Consider the following 17,979-nt stretch of genomic DNA (forward strand, 5'->3'; position numbering starts at 1 on the left):
CGGCGGTCCACACGTCGCCCGGCAGGCCCGAATTCCGCTCTGCTACGCCTCGTACCTCGACGTGAGCACCGCTCACCCCCTCTGAACTGGAGTGATGTCGTGACCGATCCGATGGACGAAGTGATCGCCACGCTGCGTGACCACCCTGACGGCCCTCAGCGGTTGCTGATCACGGGGTGGTTCAGCTTCGAGGACGGCGAGGTGACCGCCGGGGACGTGCTCGCCCTGCGCGCGGCGCAGGAGGCTCTGACCCGGGCGGGGATCGCCCACGACACCGCGTGGAGCGCGGGCTTCCGGGCCGACGCCCTGCACCTGGACGCCGCCGAGCCCGACGAGTACGGCCACCTGCTCTTCGTCTGCGGGCCGCTGCACGGCGAGCAGATCAAGGCGCTCCACCGGCGCTACGCGCGCTGCCGCCGCCTCGCGGTCGACGTCAGCGTCGTCGACCCGGACGCGCCGGAGGTGGCCGGCTTCGACCTGGTCGTCGCCCGGGACGGCGTGGGCAGGCCCCGGGCGGACCTCTCGGTCCGCGCGCCCCTCGGCCCGCCGCCGCCCGTCGTCGGCGTCGTCCTGACCGGGGGGCAGGGGGAGTACGGGGCGGCGCGCCGCCACGAGGCCGTCGGCGCGCTGCTGGAACGCTGGGTGGGGGGCCGGGACTGCGCGCGGGTGCCCGCCGAGACCCGGCTGGACTCCGGGGACTGGCGCCTGTGCGCCACGCCGGAGCAGTTCCTCGCCCTCGTCGGCGGGTGGGACCTGGTCCTCACCACCCGCCTGCACGGCCTGGTGCTCTCCTTGCGGGCCGGAGTGCCCGTGCTGGCGGTCGACCCGGTGGCGGGCGGCGCCAAGGTGAGCGCCCAGGCCCGCGCGCTGCGCTGGCCCGCCACCCTGACGGCGGACACGGTCTGCGAGCGGCTCCTCGACCGGTGGTGGGCGTGGTGCCTCTCCCCGGCGGGCCGGGACGCCGCCCGCCGCAGAGCCCGGCTCATGGGGCCGGGAGTCTGAGCCGGGGCGGCCCGGCCGAGCCGCCCCGGCGGGTCAGCCCGCCGGGTAAGGGGCGTCGGAGAGGAGGCGCGCCAGGTGCGCGGCGTTGGCGGCGAGGGCGCGCGTGGTGCCGTCCACCGCCTCCGGCGTCTCGTCCAGGTCCTGGTAGTCGGTGCCGTGCATGGCTTCCCCGACCCAGTACGTGACGGCGCCGGCCGCCAGGGTGAAGCCCACGTCGTTGAGGCCCTGGAAGGCGTCGGCGCTCACCTTGTGGGCGCCGTCCTCGTTGCCCACCACGGCGACGGCCGCGACCTTGCCGTACATCAGGGGACGTCCGTCCTCACCGGTCTCCGTGGTGTCGGCGTTCAGCCGTTCGAGGACCCGCTGGCAGACGCTTGAGGGGTGCCCCAGCCAGATCGGGGTCGCCAGCACCAGGATGTCGGCGGCCAGCACCTTCTCCCGGAGCGCCGGCCAGTCGTCCCCTTCGCCCAGGTCCTGGGCGACCCCCGGCAGGACGGAGTGGTCGGCCACCCGCACCGTCTCCCCGGTGACCCCGTGGGACGCCAGCTCGGTCATCACCTGGTCGGCCAGGTGATGGCTGCTGGAGGCGGCGGGGGAGGCGTTGAGACTGCAGACCAGGGCCAGAGCGCGCATCGGGGGCTTCCTCTTCCTTCGCAGGGTTTTCGCGGGTCGCCGGGTCCTCCCCCTGGCGTGGCGCCGGAGACGGGAGGTGTCCCGGCTGGGTACCCGCTCGGCGGCGGCTGATGCGTGGGGCGCCCCCGCACACCGCGAGCCGTCGTCGGCGCACGGTTCACCCCGCCGCCGCGCATGGCGTCGCCGAGGACGGGCACCCGGGACACCACACCCGAGAGGCGACCAGACCCGCACGAGCGACACCGGCCCCCTCGCCAGGGCGCCCGGGAGGACCCCCATGTTCGACAGCACGCTCCCCCTGCTCACCCAGGGATACGCCTGGCTCCCCGACAAGTTCCGCCGAACCGGCGGGGCGCCGGTGCGCACCCGGCTCCTCGGCAAGCCCGCCGTCGCCCTGCACGGGCCCGCCGCGGTCGCCTTCTTCTACGACGAGGACCACGTACGCCGCCGGTCCGCGCTGCCCGAGCCGGTCATCGACACCCTCTTCGGCCAGGGCGCGGTCCACACGCTCGACGGCGAGGCGCACCGGGTGCGCAAGGCGATGTTCACCTCCCTCCTCAAGGACGGTGGCCGGGTGGCCGAACTCGCCGCCGAGGTGGAGGGGAAGTGGCTGGCGGGGGTCGCGGAATGGAAGGGGGGCCCGCCGGTGGTCCTCTTCGACGAGGTCGGCCTCGTCCTCACCCGCGCCGTCTGCGCCTGGGCCGGCGTCCCGCAGCAGCCGCACGAGGCGCCCGCAGTCGCCCGCGACCTCCTCGCCATGGTCGACGGCTTCGCCACCGCGGGCCCCCGGCACTTCCGCGCCCGCCGGGCCCGGGCCCGCCAGGAGGAGCACTTCGCCCGGGAGATCGAGAAGCTCCGGCTCAGCGGGGAGCCGGGCACCTCGGTGGCGCACGCGGTCGCCGTCCACCGGGACGCCGACGGGCAACTGCTCGACCCGCGGACGGCCGCCGTCGAACTCCTCAACGTCCTGCGGCCGACGGTGGCGGTCACCTGGTACACGGTCTTCGCCGCGCACGCCCTGCACCGGTGGCCCCGGCTCCGGGCCTTCCTCGCCGAGGGCGGCCCCGAGGAGGCCCGCGCGTTCGGCCACGAGGTGCGCCGCTTCTACCCGTTCGCGCCGTTCGTGGGCGGGCTCGCCGCCCGCGACCTGGAGTGGGAGGGGGTGCGCTTCGCGGAGGGGACCATGGTCCTGCTCGACCTCCACGGGCAGAACCACGACCCCGCGCTCTGGCCCCGCCCCTACTCCTTCGAGCCCGAGCGGTTCACCGGCCGCGAGCCTGGCCGGGACGAACTCGTCCCGCAGGGCGGCGGCGACGTCGGCGCGGGGCACCGCTGCCCGGGCGAGGACGTCACCCTTGCCGTCCTCGCCGCCCTCGCCCCCGCCCTCGCCCGGCTGGAGTACACCGTCCCCGACCAGGACCTGCGCATCCCGCTGAGCCGGGTGCCCACGGCGCCCCGCAGCGGGTTCGTCATGGAGGTGCACGGCTGAGGCCACCGCCCGCAGGGTCGGAGACGGGGACGCTCCTGGGGCGACCGGCCGCCGGAAAGGCGGCGGGGGCGCGGGGCCGTGAAAAACCTGTGGCCCCCTCAGGGCGGCCCGGGCTACGGTCCTCACAGTTCACGGCGGTGGCCGCGCGCAGACGCGCCGCCACCGTCCCCACGTCGTACGAACCGGGAGGTGTGACCGATGGCTGTCGAGATCGAGACGGGCCTCGCCCGCACTCAGCGTGCCGCTACTCTCACCCGCCGCCCCCGGGCGACCGGCCGGTAACGACCGGCCCGTACGACGCCCGCCGGGGCTGCCCCTCGAAGGGTCCCCCCTTGTCTCTCCCCGCTTCCCGTCAGGTCTCCTCCCGCTCCACCGCCTCCGCCGCCCTCGCCTCGCTCGTCCCGTACGGCTGGGACGCCGCCTGGCAGGACGCCTTCCGCCCGTACGCCGCTCGCGGCCTCGTCCCCGGCCGGGTCATCCGCGTCGACCGGGGCCGGTGCGACGTCGTCACACCGGACGGCACCGTCCGCGCCGACACGGCGTTCGTCGTGCCCCGCGACCCGATGAAGGTCGTCTGCACCGGCGACTGGGCCGCCCTCGACCCCGAGGGCGCCACCCCGCGCTACGTCCGCGCGTACCTGCCGCGCCGCACCGCCTTCGTCCGCTCCGGCTCCTCGAAGCGCTCCGACGGCCAGGTGCTCGCCGCCAACATCGACCGCGCCGTGATCGCCGTCTCCCTCGCCGCCGAACTCGACCTGGCCCGGGTCGAACGCTTCACCGCGCTCGCCTGGGAGTCCGGCGCCGAACCTCTGGTCGCCCTCACCAAGGCCGACCTGGTGCCGGATCCGGCCGCCCTCGGCCACCTCGTCGCCGACGTCGAGCGGGCCGCGCCCGGCGTCACCGTCCTCGCCGTCAGCGGCTCCGAGGGCACCGGCCTCGACCGCCTCGCCGCGCTCGTCGCCTCCGGTACCACCGTCCTGCTCGGCCAGTCCGGCGCGGGCAAGTCCACCCTGGCCAACTCCCTGATCGGCGAGGAGGCCATGGAGGTGCAGGCCGTCCGCGACATGGACGGCAAGGGCCGCCACACCACCACCACCCGCAACCTGCTGACCGTGCCCGGTGGTGGCACCCTCATCGACACCCCGGGCCTGCGCGGCGTCGGACTGTGGGACGCGGGCACCGGCGTGGAACGGGTCTTCGCCGAGATCGAGGAGTACGCACGGAAGTGCCGCTTCCAGGACTGCGCGCACCACAGCGAACCGGGCTGCGCCGTCCTCGCCGCCCTCGACACCGGCGACCTGCCGGTACGGCGGCTGGAGAGCTACCGCAAGCTCCAGCGGGAGAACCAGCGCATCGTCGCCAAGACCGACGCGCGGCTCCGCCAGGAGATCCGCCGCGAGTGGCGGATCAAGGGCGCCGAGGGCCGGGCCGCCGCCGAGGCCAAGCGCGGCCGCATCCGCTGACCGATACCCGTGCCGGGCCCGGCGAGAGGCCCGGCACGCGAGGGCCCGGGGCGTCCCCGGGCCCTCGGGGCCCGCCGGTCCGCCGTGGCGGCAGGACCGGCGGGCCAGGGCGGCCCCGCCCACCGGGCGCCCGCCGCACCGGGAAACGCCATGTCGTTTTTCCGCCAGCCCCTCGCCACCGGGCTCGGCACACTGGAGGTGCCCGCCGCCCCGGCCGGGCGCCACCCGCACGCCAGGGAAGAACGATGACCGCGTACTGGACCACCCACGCCGGACCGCTCGGCGCCCTCCTCCTCACCTGCGACGCCACCGGCGCCCTCACGTCGCTGACCGTCCCCGGCGCACCCGGCGCCAAGGGAGTACCGGCTCCCGGAGCCGTCCACGACGAGGCCCCCTTCGCCCAGGCCCGCCACGAACTGGACGAGTACTTCGCCGGGGACCGCGACCACTTCACCCTGCGCCTCGGCACCCCGCCCGCCACCCCCTTCCGGGCGCGGGTCTGGGCGGCGCTCGACGAGATCCCGTACGGCACCATCGTCAGCTACGGGCAGCTCGCCGCGCGCATCGGCGCCACCCGCCCCGCCGTCCGCGCCGTGGGCGGCGCCGTCGGCGCCAACCCGCTGCTGGTGGTACGCCCCTGCCACCGGGTCGTCGGCGCCGACGGGTCGCTCACCGGGTACGCCGGGGGACTGGAACGCAAGACCTGGCTGCTCGGCCTGGAAGGCGCCCGGACCGCCGCGCCCACCGGCTGACCGGGGCGCCCGTCCCCCGCACTCATCCCCACACCAGCGCCCCCACCCAGGCGCCCGCCACGAGCAGGCAGGCGAAGAGTTCGACCAGGACGTTCCAGCCGCCCCGCCGCAGCACGTCCCGGACCGAGGCGGCGGCGTCGTCCCAGCGGCCGAGCCGCACCCGCTCGGCCACGTACAGCCCCACCAGCGCCCCCGGAATCGCCCCCGCCACCGGCACCACCACGAACCCGACGAGCGCGCCCCACCCCGCCCACTGGGCCAGCCGCGCCCCCATCGGGTTGCCGGAGCGGGCGGGCAACTGCCAGCGCACCGCCTGGGCGACCAGCAGCAGCACCGACGCGCCGACCAGCACCCACCAGGCCGACGGCGACCGGTCCTGGAGCGCCCACCACAGGGTCGCCGCCCACACCAGCCAGGTGCCCGGCAGGCCCGGCACCAGCACACCCCCGAGGCCCAGCATCATCACCACCCCGACCAGCAGCAGCTCCCAGGCACCCATTGACCCAGCCTGCGCGCCCCCGCCGCCGGGCGCAGGCCGGGCGGGGCGTCCGGGCGCCCCGCCGCCCGGGTGGCGCAGCGGCCGGTGCGGTCAGCCGCGCGGGCCCCGCGCCACCCAGCCGCGCTCGTACGCGTGCCAGCCCAGCTGGAGCCGCGTCGTCACCCCCGCCAGCTCCATCAGCCGCTTCACCTTGCGCTGGACCGTCCGCAGCCCCAGGTCGAGCTGTTTGGCCACGCTCACGTCGGTCAGCCCCGCCAGAAGCAGCGACAGGATCTCCAGATCCGTCACGTCCGGCCCGTCCGGCTCTTCCTCGACCGGGCCATCGGTACCCAGCCGCAGCGGCAGCGCGTCCCGCCAGACCGCCTCGAACAGCCCCGACAGGGACTCCAGCAGCCCGCTGGCGTGCACCACCAGCGCCGCGGGAGCCACCGCGCCGCGGGAGGTGAGCGGCACCATCGCCAGCGAGTTGTCCGCGATCACCAGCTTGGTCGGCACCCGGTCCACCACCCGCACCCGCTCGTCGCGGCCCATCGCCTCGGTCACCTGGCGCAGCCCCACCGGACCGGCGATCACCTCCCGCTCCAGCACCACCCGGTACGTCACGCCCCGGTCCGCCGCCTGGTCCTCCGCCGCGTTGTCCTGACCGGTGACGGCCACCGGAGTACCGGTCACCAGCGCGCACACCTCGCGCGTGGCGCCGTACTGCATCTGCAGGAAGCGCTGCGAGACCGCGGCCGCCCCGGTCACCACCTCCACCAGGTCCTGCACCGCCGGTTCGGTCGCCTGGGCCCGGAACTCCTGCGCCAGCAGTGCCGCGGCCAGCTCGGCCCGGTCCAGCTCGTGGCGGCGCTGCGTCACCAGCGCGCCGAGCGCCACCCCCGGCGGAGCGGCCACCCACCGCCCGGCCGTGGCCGTCGAACGGGCCGCCAGACCGTGCTGCTCCAGTCTGCGCAGCACCCGTGCCGCCTCCGCCTCGTCGAGCGCCAGGCGGTGCGCCAGCTCCGGCACCTCCGCCACCCCGACCGCCACCAGCACGCGGTACGCCGCCTCGTGCCGCTCGTCCAGACCTATCGCCGCGAGCATCGCCGCTCCCCTCCCCGGTCGTTCACCGGCGGGACCGCCGACTGGCGGAAACCAGCCACGGCACAAACCCGCCTGGGCCCATCATCCCCGCAGCGCCGAACTGTCTGCCACTGTGTCCGCACCGCGACCCGGCACCGGCCGGGCCTGCGGCGACCCTCCCCGTCTCACCGCCGGAGCACCCGTGCGCCCACTCGGGCCGCGTACCCGCTCCCGCCGGCAAGGGGAGGGAACACGCCGCCGCCCGCATGTCCCGACGCGCACCTGAGATGCGCCTCGGCCGGGTCGTGCCGACGCCGCCGGGCGGCCTTCCCGTGGGGGGTGGGGCCGCTCGGCGGTCGCCGGGTCCCGTCGGCGGACGGGGCCGAAAACTCCGCCTCCCCCGTTTTCCGGCGCCCTGTGCGGTGGACAATAAGGGCATGAGTCAGCAGGGGGACAGGCCCACCGGCACCTCGGCCCAGGAGGACGCCTGGTGGGCGCAGTTGTACGACGAGGTCGCCGAGGACACCGGCCCGGCCCCGGCCGAGGACAGCCTCGACGACCGGTTCGCCTCGGCCTCCGGCACCCTCGGAGGCGTCCCGCACCAGCCGACGGCCCCGCCCGACGACCCCGTCCCGGAGCTGCCGCGAGCCTGGCGGGAGCGGCCGCCCGCAGCCGGTGAGAGCGCTGACGGGCCGTCGAGGGAGGCCGGGGGCGACTCCGGGACGTCGAGCGAGGGCTCCGGTGGTGCGCCCGGCGGAGCGGACGCCTCTTCTCCGGAGGCGGCGGGGGACCGGGCGGCGACGGCGGGCGAAATCCGGGACGAGCCGGTACGGGACCCGCTGGACGGCGCTGCGGACAGCGCCCCCGTTCTCCCGGGGCAGGGCTCGCCTGGTGTTCCCGGCGCGGCCGCCCAGGCCGCCCCGCCCCGGAGCACGCCGGAGGTCCCGGCCGGGCGCCCCTCGGCGGGTGCCCCCTGGACAGGAGCGGACGCTCCTCGGGAAGCCGCCGGCTCCCGCGCTGAAGCGGACCCCGCCCGCTCAGGAGAGGTACCGGCTTCCTCACGCCCGAGTGGGTCCGACGGCTCCGACCAGTCCCGTCCGGGCCGGAATCCGGGCCCGGTCCGGGTTGCGGGCACGGAGGCGCCTGACGCGCCGTCCGACGCTCCTCGCGCCGAGGCCGGTCCGGTCCGCCTCCGCCCGGGCGACGTACCGGCTCCCTCACGCCAGAGCGGGACAGAAGAGTCCGACCCGCCCGGTACGGACCGGGGTCCGGCCCTGGCGTCCGACCCCCGCACCGGCCCCCGCCTGGCACCGGCCCCCCGCCTCGCGCCGGACCTCATCTGGAGCGCCTCCGGCGGGGACCCCGGCGAGCCCCCCGGCGCCGCGGCGGCCAAGCCCCCGACCACCCCGACCCCCTTCACCGACGGCTGCCCCGACGCGGAGACCCCGCCTCCGCCCACGCCTTCCTCCGACACTCCGCCGCCCGGGCCCACCGACGGCGGAGCCGCACCTCCCGCCAGTCCCGGGGCCGCAGCCCGCGCGCCGGACCCGGCCCCCGAGGCGAAGGAAGCCATGGCCGCCCCCGAACCCCTCGCGGCGGAGCCGCCCCCCGCCCCGGACCGCCTCCCGTCCCGTCGCTGGCACCGCCGCAAGGAACGCCCCTCAGCCCCCGCCCCCACCACTCCCGCCGCCGATCAGCGCCCGCCGCGCGAGCAGCGGCCCCCGGCCGGGCGGCTCCCCGCGGGCAGGCCCCGGCCCGGCCTCGTACCGGAACCCCCGTACGTGGGCGACGGCCCGCCCACCTACGACGCCGAGCCCGCCGGGCTGCCCGCGGCCGACCCCGACCACCTGGACCAGCTCACCCCGGACACGGTCCTGGACGGCGGCCGCCACGGCTCTCTCACCGTGCGGGCCGTCTCGCTGCGCGGCGACTCCGCCCGGTTCCGGGGCGAGCCCCGCCGGGACACGCTGCTGACCGCCCGTTTCGGCACCGGCCAGGACGCCGTGGTCCTGCTGGCGGTGGCCACCGGGTCCCGCACCGGCACCGGCACGCACCGGGCGGCCACCGAGGCGTGCCGGTGGATCGCCCGTGCCGTGGGGCGCAGCCACCCCCGCCTGGCGGGCGACCTGCGGGACGGCCGGCGCGCCGAACTCGCTTCCGGCCTGCACCGGCTGACCGACCACGCCCTGGGCCGGCTGCGGGCACGCGCCGCCGAGCTGGGCGTCGAACCGGAGGCGTACACGGCCTCGTTGCGCTGCCTGCTGCTCCCCGCCGACCCGGCCCGCACCACCCGGGTCTTCTTCGGCGTCGGCGACGGCGGCCTGCACCGGCTGCGCGACGGCGCCTGGCAGGACCTTGATCCCTACCCACGCGCGGAGGAGCGCGGCGGTGCGCCCCGCCCGGAGGCGGAGGGGGGTGAGCGGATCACCATGGACCTCGGTATCGCGGTGCCGCCCGGCCCCTGGGAGCCGGCGGTCGAACCGGTCCGCGAGCCCTTCCGCTTCCGCGCCCCGGTAGCCCGCCCGGGTGACGTTCTGCTGCTGAGCACCGCAGGTCTCGCCGCGCCCCTGCGCGAGGAGCCCGCCTTCGCCGAACGGCTCCGCGCACGCTGGGGCGAAGGGGCTCCGCCCGGCCTCGACGGGTTCCTCGCCGACGCCCGCCTGCGGGTGAAGGGGTACGCCGACGACCGTACGGCGGCCGCCGTCTGGGAGGCGTGAGCGCCCGCCCCGTGACTTGATGGATCCACCGGGTACCCGATGCGGGACCCGGTGAATCCGTCCGAGCCGCACAGGTGCGGGAAATGGGGTGCGTGAGGCATGGCCAAGCAGAACGTCGCCGAGCAGTTCGTCGACATCCTCGTCCGTGCGGGGGTGAAGCGGATGTACGGCGTGGTCGGCGACAGCCTCAACCCCGTCGTGGACGCCGTCCGGCGCACCCCCGGCATCGACTGGGTGCACATGAGGCACGAGGAGGCCGCCGCCTTCGCGGCCGGAGCCGAGGCCCAGATCACCGGCCAGCTCACCGCCTGCGCCGGCTCCTGCGGCCCCGGCAACCTCCACCTGATCAACGGCCTCTACGACGCGCACCGTTCGATGGCGCCGGTGCTCGCCCTCGCCTCCCACATCCCCTCCAGCGAGATCGGGCTCGGCTACTTCCAGGAGACCCACCCGGAGCTGCTGTTCCGCGAGTGCAGCCACTACTGCGAGATGATCTCCAACCCCGAGCAGATGCCCCGGCTCCTGCAGACGGCCATCCAGAACGCCATCGGCCAGGGCGGCGTCAGCGTCGTCACCATGCCCGGCGACATCGCCGACAAGCCCGCCCCCGAGAAGTCCATCGAATCCGCGCTGGTCACCGAACGCCCCAGCGTCCGCCCCGGCGAGAGCGAGATCGCCAAGCTGGTCGACATGATCGACAAGGCGGAGAAGGTCACCCTCTTCTGCGGCAGCGGCACCGCCGGCGCCCACGACGAGGTCATGGAGTTCGCCGAGAAGCTCAAGGCCCCGGTCGGCCACGCCCTGCGCGGCAAGGAGTGGATCGAGTACGACAACCCCTTCGACGTCGGCATGAGCGGCCTGCTCGGCTACGGCGCCGCCTACGAGGCCACCCACGAGTGCGACCTGCTGATCCTGCTCGGCACCGACTTCCCGTACAACGCCTTCCTCCCCGACGACGTGAAGATCGCCCAGGTCGACGTACGCCCCCAGCACCTCGGCCGCCGCTCCAAGCTCGACCTCGCCATCTGGGGCGACGTCCGCGAGACGCTGCGCTGCCTCACCCCGCTGGTGCGGACCAAGTCCAGCCGCCGCTTCCTGGACCGGATGCTGAAGAAGCACGCCGAGGCGCTGGAGGGTGTGGTCCGCGCCTACACCCGCAAGGTCGACAAGCACGTCCCGATCCACCCCGAGTACGTCGCCTCGGTCCTCGACGAACTCGCCGCCGACGACGCCGTCTTCACCGTCGACACCGGCATGAACAACGTCTGGGCGGCCCGCTACATCACGCCCAACGGCAAGCGGCGCGTCATCGGCTCGTTCAGCCACGGCTCCATGGCCAACGCCCTGCCACAGGCGATCGGCGCGCAGATGGTCGAGCGGGACCGGCAGGTCGTCTCGATGTCCGGCGACGGCGGCTTCTCCATGCTGATGGGCGACTTCCTCACCCTGGTCCAGCTCAACCTGCCGGTGAAGGTCGTCCTCTTCAACAACTCCTCGCTGGGCATGGTCGAACTGGAGATGCTGGTCGGCGGGCTGCCGGCCTTCGGCACCACCAATCACAACCCGGACTTCGCCGCCGTGGCCCGCGCCTGCGGCGCCTACGGCGTACGCGTAGAGAAGCCCAAGCAGCTCGCGGGCGCCCTCAAGGACGCCTTCAAACACGACGGGCCCGCCCTGGTGGACATCGTCACCGACCCGAACGCCCTCTCCATCCCGCCGAAGATCAAGGCCGAGATGGTCACCGGGTTCGCCCTCTCCGCCAGCAAGATGGTCCTGGACGGCGGCGTCGGCAAGATGCTCCAGATGGCCCGCTCCAACCTGCGCAACATTCCCCGGCCCTAGGGGCCGCCTGCGAAGTCCCGCCAGTACACGACTGGGGCGTCCGGCGGCACAAAGTGGGCAAGGCTGTCTGGTCCGAACTGGGGCAGTGGGCTGAGCCTTCGGGCGCGGCGGAGTCCTCGGGCACGGCGGAGGGGGCGGCCCCCGATCTCTCGGTGGCCGCCCCCTCCGGGCGCGGAACACGGGACGAGGCTCAGCCGAACTGCTGCTCCAGGTCCTTCAGTTTCTGCTCCAGCGAATCGAGCCGGGGCAGGGCCTGGGTGTCGTCCTCGGCGGTGAGGTCGACGGTCCTGGCCTGCGGCTGGCCCGCGGCGTCAGCTCCCGTCACGGCTTGCAGGGAGGGACGGCCGCGTACCGGCAGTTGCTCCGGCGCCGATATGGCGGGGTCCGCGAGCTGCTGCGGCACCGCCGGGGTCCCGGCGGGGGCCAGTTCCACCTGGGCGCCGCCGCGCCGCCCGCCCCAGACGGTGCGCTGGCTGCGGGCGAGCGCCTTGATCCGGGCCCGGTCCATCTTCTGCTGGTCCCGCCGGCGCGTCCGGTCCTGGACCTTCTCCCGGCGGTCCTCGCGGACCTCGTCCACGGCCTCGTCCAGCGACCGCACGCCCTCCAGCAGCATCAGGGACCAGGCCTGGTACGTCTCCCTGGGCGCCCGCAGCCAGCGGACGATACGAATCTGCGGAAGGGGCCGCGGCACCAGACCCTGCTCGCGCAGCGCCGCCCGCCGGGTCTGCTTCAGCGCGCGGTCGAAGAGGACCGCCGCCGACAGCGACATCCCGGCGAAGAACTGCGGCGCCCCCGCGTGGCCCAGACCGCGCGGTGCGTGCACCCAGTTGAACCAGGCGGCGGCACCGGCGAACGTCCACACGAGCAGCCGCGAGCCGAGGGCGGCGTCGCCGTGGCTGGCCTCCCGGACGGCCAGCACGGAGCAGAACATCGCCGCACCGTCCAGGCCGAACGGCACCAGGTACTCCCAGCCGTCGGAGAGGTTGAGGTTCTGCCGGCCGAAGCCGACCAGCCCGTGGAAGGAGAGGGCGGCCGCGACGGCGGCGCAGCAGAAGAGCAGGAGGTAGGAGGCCATGCCGTAGAGGGCTTCCTTGCGCCTGCGGCGCTCCTCGCTGCGCTCCCACGAGTCGTCGGCGTCCGCTTTGGCCCCGGCACGCTTCCCTCGCGCGAGAACCGCCACCGCGACCAGCACACCCAGGAGCAGAACGGCGCCGGGAAGCAGCCAGTCAAGCGATATGTCGGTCAGTCTCATCAGGGGTCCCTTGCATAGCGGTGGGGCGTTCGGGCGCCATAGTGGCGCACGGGAACCACCGCGCAGAGGGTTTCGGGACAAGAGGACGCCAAAGGGGTGGCTTACCCTTCGGAACACCCCGCTGAACTCGAATATCCGTATGAGGAAAGGGGGTTGCGTTCGAACCGGTGCGGTGCCGCCGAGGAGTCCCGGCGATCCGGGGCGTCAGGCGGTCGTGGCGGCCGTGGCCGTCAGCTTGCTGACGCGGTCCGTGTCGCAGGTGCGCGGGCAGGTCACGCAGGTGTCCTCGGGCCGCAGCGTGTAGAACATGCAGCAGCTCGCCCGGTCCCGGGTCGGCAGAGCCTCGCCGTTGGGGCCGGTCAGCTCACGGAAGGCCGCCGTGCCCACGTACGGCCGGGTCGCGCCCGGAAGGAGTCGCTCCAGCTCGGTCATGGCCCGCTGCTCCTCGCCGAGGAGGTGGCCGATGTACCAGAGGCTCTCGACGATCTCGTCGGTGGCCATGCCCCACAGGGCCCGGCCGCGCCGCCGCATCCGGGGACCGAATCCGGCCAGCAGCGGCTCCAGGTGCTCGGCGACCGCCGCCCGCACCTCACCGCGCAGCGCCTCCTCGTCCGCGACCACCTGGGCCCCGGGCAGCCCCGCCGCCGGGTCGTCCGGCAGGCAGGCGAACGTAGCGGTGCGCACCGCCATCCGGCCCTCGGTCCGGTCGTACGCCACCTGGTCCACCGGGAAGCGCGGCACCCGGCCCAGCAGGAACCACGGGACGGTGACGAGCAGGCAGGCCGGCCAGGCGTACCGGTGCAGACCGAAGGTGGCGATGACGTCGGGACGGGCGGCCTGGCCGTAGTCCCGCAGGACCTGCTCCTCGTCCCAGGCGATGAAGGCGTCCAGCTCCGCGCCGCCGGCCGCGAGCCGGTCGGCCCGGGTCCACCCCGTGCCCTCGGGAAGCGCTTCGCCCGGGCGGACCTCTTCCACGCGCAGCGAGGGGAAGACCTCGGCCAGACGGGTGTACGCGGCGGCCATCGGGGAGGCCGGGAGGGGGCGGAGGGCGTCGGGCGCCGGAGCGGTGATGGACATGCGGGAGGACCACCGAATCGCGATCGTTTGCAGGTAAGCCTTACCTTACCCCAGGGTTCCCCATCCTGACCTTGCCCTATCCTCGTCGCAGGCATCCGGGTGAACCGGCCGCCCGGCTCGCCACTCCGGGGCGCCCGTCCCGGCCGACGTCTTCAGCGGTCCCCGCGAGGAGGAGGAATCCGAGTGGAGCACGCCCTGCCCCGGGCCGCCACACCACACTCCCCGGACCGCCCCGGGGAAGCGGCCCGCCCCCGCGTCCCCGCCCAGCCGACCGCCCGCGACGCGGACGGCCCGGCCGGCGCGGCGCGCGGCGAGCACGTCCACAGCGAACCGCCCGCCCCCCGTACCCCGTTGCGGCGCGCGTCCGTACGCGGCCAGGTGCTCGAGGGCCTGCGCGCCGCCCTCGTCGCGGGCGACCTCACGCCGGGCGAGGTGTACTCCGCCCCCTGCCTCGCCGAACGCTTCGGCGTCTCCGCCACGCCCGTCCGCGAGGCCATGCAGCAGCTCGCTCTGGAGGGCGCCGTCGAGGTGGTCCCCAACCGCGGCTTCCGCGTCATCGAGCGGGACGCCCGCGAACTGGCCGAACTGGCCGAGGTGCGCGCCCTCATCGAGATCCCCGTCATGCTGCGGCTGGCCCACTCGGTCCCGGCCGACCAGTGGACGGCGCTGCGGCCGCTGGCCGAGGCGACCGTCGCCGCCGCCGAGACCGGCGACCGGGCCCGCTACGCCGAGTCCGACCGCGCCTTCCACAGCGCCGTCCTCGGGCTCGGGGGGAACCGGCAGCTCACCTCGGTCGCCGCCGACCTGCACCGGCGCGCCCAGTGGCCGCTGGTCACCGGCCCGCTCTCGCGGCGCCGCACCGACCTGGTGGCCGACGCCGCCCAGCACCTCGCGCTCCTCGAAGCGCTGGCGACCCGTGACCTCCCGGCGGTCCAGTCGCTGGTCCGGGAGCACTTCGCGGGCGCGCGCTGACCCCTGCGGGAGGGTCGGTCAGAGGGGGTCGGGGGCCGGTGCCAGCTGGTCGGCCAGCCAGGTGGGCACCCCGCCCAGCAGCCGGAAGAGCCGCCGCGCCTCGGCCAGCAGCCGGGACGCCTCCGGCTCGGGCTCCGTCCGCGCCAGAGAGGCCAGCGCGGGTGCCGTCCCGACCAGGAAGCCCAGCTCCTCGCGGAGCAGCAGCGACTGGGTGAAACCGTGCCGCGCCTCCGCCAGCTCGCCCTCGCGCAGGGCCAACCCGGCCAGGTGCCGCCAGGTGGAGGAGAGCAGCAGCGCGTCGTCGCGGGTGGTGGCTCCGGCGTGCGCCCGGCGGTAGGCGGCGCGGGCGGCCTGGGGAGAGTCGGAGATGTGCTCGGAGATCAGCCCGCGCCGGTAGTCGAGCAGGGCCCGGCCCGGAGCGGAGGGCGTGAGCAGCGCCGCGGCCCGGCCGAGGGCGGAGCGCGCCTCGTCGGCGCGGTCGCGGACCCCGAGGACGGTGGAGGCGTACGCGAGGTGGCCGCGCTCGCAGGCGGCGGCGCCCCGTTCCTCGTCGGTCCCGGCCAGCGCCTCGGCCTGGCGCAGCCCGTCCTCCGCCTCGGACCAGCCCCGCCCGGTGTAGAGGCAGCGCTCCACCAGCAGCGCGGTCCGCTCCAGCGCGGCGGCGGGGCCGTGCGCCTTGGCGAGCAGGGCCGCCGCGTCCGCCCAGCAGCCGCGGGACCGCAGCCGCCACACCGCCGTCCGGGTCGCCTCCCGGGCCGGCCCGGCCGGGCGACCCGGCCCGTCCGGCCCTGTAGTGGCCTCCGGAGAACCCGTATCGGACATGGCGGTGTCCGCCACATTCCCTCCCCCACGCGCGCCGTTGAGTGTGGCCCGCATCTCAGCACGGAACGTGGCGGTCAGCCAAGGGGTCGGGTGAAAGATTTCACAATCCTTGGGGGTGTGCTGGCGCGCGCCCCTGATCACCGGCGCGCCCCTGATCACCGGCGCGTGCCGGGCTCCCGTGTGCGCCGGGGCGCCGGGCGGGGCGGCCTCAAGCGCCGGCCGGGCTCAAGTGGCCTCAAGCGCCGGCCGGGCTGTTCTTGGGCTTGACCTCGGCGGTTATCTGCTGGCTGCTGCTCAGCACAGGCGGTTCGAGGTCCGCCTGGGTGGAATCCAGCCCGGCCGGCGCTTGAGGCCACTTGAGCCCGGCCGGCGCTTGAGGCCATTCGAGCCCGGCCGGCGCTTGAGGCCGATGAGGCGCGGAGCGGCGAGTCTCAGGGGCGGCAGGGCCGAAGGGCCTCCGGCACCGGCGGGCGCCGTCGGGGGGTGGGTCGCCCTCGACCGGCGGGCTCGGGGGGGGGAGCGGCCCGCCGGCACCCAGCCGGGGGCGCCCAGAGCACGAACGGCACCCCCTGCCCGGCCCCCCGCGAGGGGCTCAGCTCATCCGCAGCGCCAGGAAGAAATCGAGCTTGTCCTCAAGACGCGACAGATCCCGGCCGGTGAGCTGCTCGATCCTGCCCACTCGATAGCGCAGGGTGTTGACATGCAGATGAAGCCGGGCGGCGCACCGCGTCCAGGACCCGTCGCTGTCGAGGAACGCCTCCAGCGTCGGGACCAGCTCCGCGCGGTGGCGGCGGTCGTAGTCGCGGAGCGGGTCGAGGAGGCGGGCGGTGAAGGCGCGGCGGACGTCGTCCGGCACGAACGGCAGCAGCAGGACGTGCGAGGCCAGCTCCTGGTGCCCCGCCGCGCAGACGCTGCCGGGCCGGGCGGCGGCGACCCGGCGGGCGTGCCGGGCCTCCTCCAGGGCGCCGCGCAGCCCCTCCGCCGAGTGGACCGCCGCGCTGACCCCGAGCGTGATCCGGTCGCCGTCGCCGAGCCCGGCCGAGAGCGGGAGCCGTACGGCGTCGAGGAGTTCCTCGGCGACCAGCCCTTCCGGGGCCTGCCCGTCCGCGGCGTCGCCGGTGGACGCGCCGTCGGCCGCCACGGCGGGCAGCGGGACCAGAGCGACGGCCTCCTCGCCGAGGCGCGCCACCGCGATCCGGTCGGACACCTCGGGCCCGGCGGCGTCCGGCGCCACCAGGATCTCCTCCAGCAGCGCCTGGGCCGCCTGCCCGCCGCCCGCCCCGGGCCCCTCGGCGGCGGCGACCACCACCTGCCAGTGCGGGGCGGCGCCCAGGCCGGGCAGCAGTACGGGGGCGGCGACCCGGAGCCGCGCGGCGATCTCGGCGGGAGCGGCGCCCGACTGGACCAGTTCGAGGACCTCGCCGGCGAGGCGGCGGCGGACGGTGCGGGCGGCGTCGCGCCGGTCGCGCTCCACGGCGATGAGCTGGGTGACGCCGTCGAGCAGGTCGAGCCGCTCGTCGGGCCAGTCGGAGGCGTCCGCGCGGACCGCGAGCAGCCAGTCGGCGAGGGCGGGTCCCCGGGGCGTGCCCGAGGGCGCGGAACGGATCGGGAAGAGGGCGTACGGCTCCCCGTCGACGCTAGTCCGCGCCGGCCTGCGCCGGCCGGCGCGGACCGCGGCGAGGCCGTCGGCGGCGAGCCGGGAGGCCGTCTCGTGGGGGAGCGGGGCGAGGTCGCGGGGACCGGCGACGCGTCGGCCGGTGGGGGAGAGGACCCAGGCCCGCAGGTCCAGGTCGGAGCCGAGCAGGTCGAGGACGACCTCGGGGCCGCCGCCCGCGGGCCCGGCCGTCATGAGCCGGCGGTGCCGGTCGACGACGGCGGCGAGGTCCCCGGCGCGCTCGCCCGAGACGCGGCGTACGACGTGTTCGGTGATGGTGGCGAAGGCGACCGACTCGTTGACCGCGAGGAGCGGCAGCCGGTGCTGGAGGCAGGCCGCCACCAGGTCCTCGGGGACCGCCCCGAACTCCGCCTCGCCCGCGGCGAGCGCGGTCACCCCGGCGCCCGCCAGGATGCGGACGAAGGGCTCGGAGTCGGCGGGGCCGTGCCGCCAGGCCAGTCCGGTGAGGACCAGTTCGCCGCCGGAGAGGTAGCGGCTGGGGTCGCGCAGGTCGGTGGTCATCACACCGCGGACCGTGCGGTCCAGCTCGTCCTCGCCGCCGAGCAGCCGCAGGCCGAGGCCTTCGGTCCGAAGCAGGGCGCGCAGCCGCATCTCGTCGCCGCCGATCTCTCGTTCAGGAACAGGTGGACAGGGGTCGGGCAGGTATCGCGCCGGACGCCTCCGACAGGGCTGAGCGCACACCGCTCGGCCGCGTCTGTGGTTTCCGGGGCGAAACGGCGAGG

14 protein-coding genes are annotated in these 17,979 nt (G+C 75.7%); 7 read left to right on the forward strand and 7 right to left on the reverse strand.

Going from position 1 to position 17,979, the window contains the following annotated elements; genetic code table 11:
• Window positions 1–99: 99 nt before the first annotated feature.
• On the forward strand, window positions 100–1,002 hold the full coding sequence (locus tag ACFWMZ_RS04310; protein WP_383199458.1) for a polysaccharide pyruvyl transferase family protein: 903 nt from the start codon (window positions 100–102) through the stop codon (window positions 1,000–1,002).
• Between the two features lie 33 nt (window positions 1,003–1,035).
• Here the strand turns inward: ACFWMZ_RS04310 and ACFWMZ_RS04315 are convergent, their stop codons facing one another.
• Window positions 1,036–1,635 (reverse strand): flavodoxin family protein, encoded by a 600-nt coding sequence (locus tag ACFWMZ_RS04315; protein WP_383199460.1) that lies wholly within the window; start codon window positions 1,633–1,635, stop codon window positions 1,036–1,038.
• A gap of 277 nt (window positions 1,636–1,912) precedes the next feature.
• Here ACFWMZ_RS04315 and ACFWMZ_RS04320 point away from each other — a divergent pair, with 277 nt between their 5' ends.
• From ACFWMZ_RS04320 to ACFWMZ_RS04330, 3 genes are all read left to right on the forward strand, one after another.
• The gene (locus ACFWMZ_RS04320; protein WP_383179793.1) at window positions 1,913–3,124 is read left to right on the forward strand and encodes a cytochrome P450; all 1,212 of its coding nucleotides are present in this window, start codon (window positions 1,913–1,915) and stop codon (window positions 3,122–3,124) included.
• 332 nt (window positions 3,125–3,456) lie between these two features.
• Entirely contained in the window at window positions 3,457–4,587 is a 1,131-nt protein-coding gene (gene rsgA, locus ACFWMZ_RS04325) for a ribosome small subunit-dependent GTPase A (protein WP_383199462.1), read from the forward strand.
• A gap of 245 nt (window positions 4,588–4,832) precedes the next feature.
• Window positions 4,833–5,339 carry a methylated-DNA--[protein]-cysteine S-methyltransferase gene (locus ACFWMZ_RS04330; protein WP_383199464.1) on the forward strand — a complete coding sequence of 169 codons (507 nt, stop codon included), beginning with the start codon at window positions 4,833–4,835 and terminating at the stop codon, window positions 5,337–5,339.
• 22 nt (window positions 5,340–5,361) lie between these two features.
• Here the strand turns inward: ACFWMZ_RS04330 and ACFWMZ_RS04335 are convergent, their stop codons facing one another.
• Together ACFWMZ_RS04335 and ACFWMZ_RS04340 are read right to left on the reverse strand one after the other, a co-directional pair.
• Window positions 5,362–5,838, reverse strand: a complete 477-nt coding sequence (locus tag ACFWMZ_RS04335; protein WP_383199466.1) for a DUF456 domain-containing protein — start codon at window positions 5,836–5,838, stop codon at window positions 5,362–5,364.
• A gap of 90 nt (window positions 5,839–5,928) precedes the next feature.
• The gene (locus ACFWMZ_RS04340) at window positions 5,929–6,921 is read right to left on the reverse strand and encodes a helix-turn-helix domain-containing protein (protein WP_383179781.1); all 993 of its coding nucleotides are present in this window, start codon (window positions 6,919–6,921) and stop codon (window positions 5,929–5,931) included.
• 416 nt (window positions 6,922–7,337) lie between these two features.
• Here ACFWMZ_RS04340 and ACFWMZ_RS04345 point away from each other — a divergent pair, with 416 nt between their 5' ends.
• Window positions 7,338–9,617 (forward strand): protein phosphatase 2C domain-containing protein, encoded by a 2,280-nt coding sequence (locus ACFWMZ_RS04345; protein WP_383199468.1) that lies wholly within the window; start codon window positions 7,338–7,340, stop codon window positions 9,615–9,617.
• Between the two features lie 99 nt (window positions 9,618–9,716).
• A complete protein-coding gene (locus ACFWMZ_RS04350; RefSeq protein ID WP_383179775.1) occupies window positions 9,717–11,459 on the forward strand; it encodes a pyruvate dehydrogenase in 1,743 nt (580 codons plus the stop codon).
• A gap of 190 nt (window positions 11,460–11,649) precedes the next feature.
• Here ACFWMZ_RS04350 and ACFWMZ_RS04355 read toward each other — a convergent pair whose 3' ends face one another.
• Both ACFWMZ_RS04355 and ACFWMZ_RS04360 read right to left on the reverse strand, forming a co-directional pair.
• On the reverse strand, window positions 11,650–12,711 hold the full coding sequence (locus ACFWMZ_RS04355; RefSeq protein WP_383179773.1) for a DUF2637 domain-containing protein: 1,062 nt from the start codon (window positions 12,709–12,711) through the stop codon (window positions 11,650–11,652).
• Between the two features lie 204 nt (window positions 12,712–12,915).
• The gene (locus ACFWMZ_RS04360; RefSeq protein WP_383179770.1) at window positions 12,916–13,788 is read right to left on the reverse strand and encodes a (2Fe-2S)-binding protein; all 873 of its coding nucleotides are present in this window, start codon (window positions 13,786–13,788) and stop codon (window positions 12,916–12,918) included.
• 183 nt (window positions 13,789–13,971) lie between these two features.
• On the opposite strand from ACFWMZ_RS04360, the gene ACFWMZ_RS04365 reads away from it, so the two are divergent.
• Entirely contained in the window at window positions 13,972–14,760 is a 789-nt protein-coding gene (locus tag ACFWMZ_RS04365; protein WP_383179767.1) for a GntR family transcriptional regulator, read from the forward strand.
• An 18-nt stretch (window positions 14,761–14,778) separates the two neighbouring features.
• Here ACFWMZ_RS04365 and ACFWMZ_RS04370 read toward each other — a convergent pair whose 3' ends face one another.
• A complete protein-coding gene (locus ACFWMZ_RS04370) occupies window positions 14,779–15,582 on the reverse strand; it encodes a hypothetical protein (RefSeq protein WP_383199470.1) in 804 nt (267 codons plus the stop codon).
• A 592-nt stretch (window positions 15,583–16,174) separates the two neighbouring features.
• On the reverse strand, window positions 16,175–17,848 hold the full coding sequence (locus ACFWMZ_RS04375) for a PucR family transcriptional regulator (RefSeq protein WP_383179762.1): 1,674 nt from the start codon (window positions 17,846–17,848) through the stop codon (window positions 16,175–16,177).
• Window positions 17,849–17,979 lie beyond the last annotated feature (131 nt).

Origin of the sequence: Streptomyces sp. NPDC058373 (assembly GCF_042723275.1) — a bacterium.
Lineage (GTDB): Bacteria > Actinomycetota > Actinomycetes > Streptomycetales > Streptomycetaceae > Streptomyces.

Coding starts and splice junctions, on each gene's coding strand:
- ACFWMZ_RS04315 (WP_383199460.1), bottom strand. CDS start 1,635: ATGCGCGCTCTGGCCCTGGTCTGCAGTCTCAACGCCTCCCCCGCCGCC.
- ACFWMZ_RS04320 (WP_383179793.1), top strand. CDS start 1,913: ATGTTCGACAGCACGCTCCCCCTGCTCACCCAGGGATACGCCTGGCTC.
- ACFWMZ_RS04330 (WP_383199464.1), top strand. CDS start 4,833: ATGACCGCGTACTGGACCACCCACGCCGGACCGCTCGGCGCCCTCCTC.
- ACFWMZ_RS04335 (WP_383199466.1), bottom strand. CDS start 5,838: ATGGGTGCCTGGGAGCTGCTGCTGGTCGGGGTGGTGATGATGCTGGGC.
- ACFWMZ_RS04340 (WP_383179781.1), bottom strand. CDS start 6,921: ATGCTCGCGGCGATAGGTCTGGACGAGCGGCACGAGGCGGCGTACCGC.
- ACFWMZ_RS04345 (WP_383199468.1), top strand. CDS start 7,338: ATGAGTCAGCAGGGGGACAGGCCCACCGGCACCTCGGCCCAGGAGGAC.
- ACFWMZ_RS04350 (WP_383179775.1), top strand. CDS start 9,717: ATGGCCAAGCAGAACGTCGCCGAGCAGTTCGTCGACATCCTCGTCCGT.
- ACFWMZ_RS04355 (WP_383179773.1), bottom strand. CDS start 12,711: ATGAGACTGACCGACATATCGCTTGACTGGCTGCTTCCCGGCGCCGTT.
- ACFWMZ_RS04360 (WP_383179770.1), bottom strand. CDS start 13,788: ATGTCCATCACCGCTCCGGCGCCCGACGCCCTCCGCCCCCTCCCGGCC.
- ACFWMZ_RS04370 (WP_383199470.1), bottom strand. CDS start 15,582: ATGTCCGATACGGGTTCTCCGGAGGCCACTACAGGGCCGGACGGGCCG.
- ACFWMZ_RS04375 (WP_383179762.1), bottom strand. CDS start 17,848: ATGCGGCTGCGCGCCCTGCTTCGGACCGAAGGCCTCGGCCTGCGGCTG.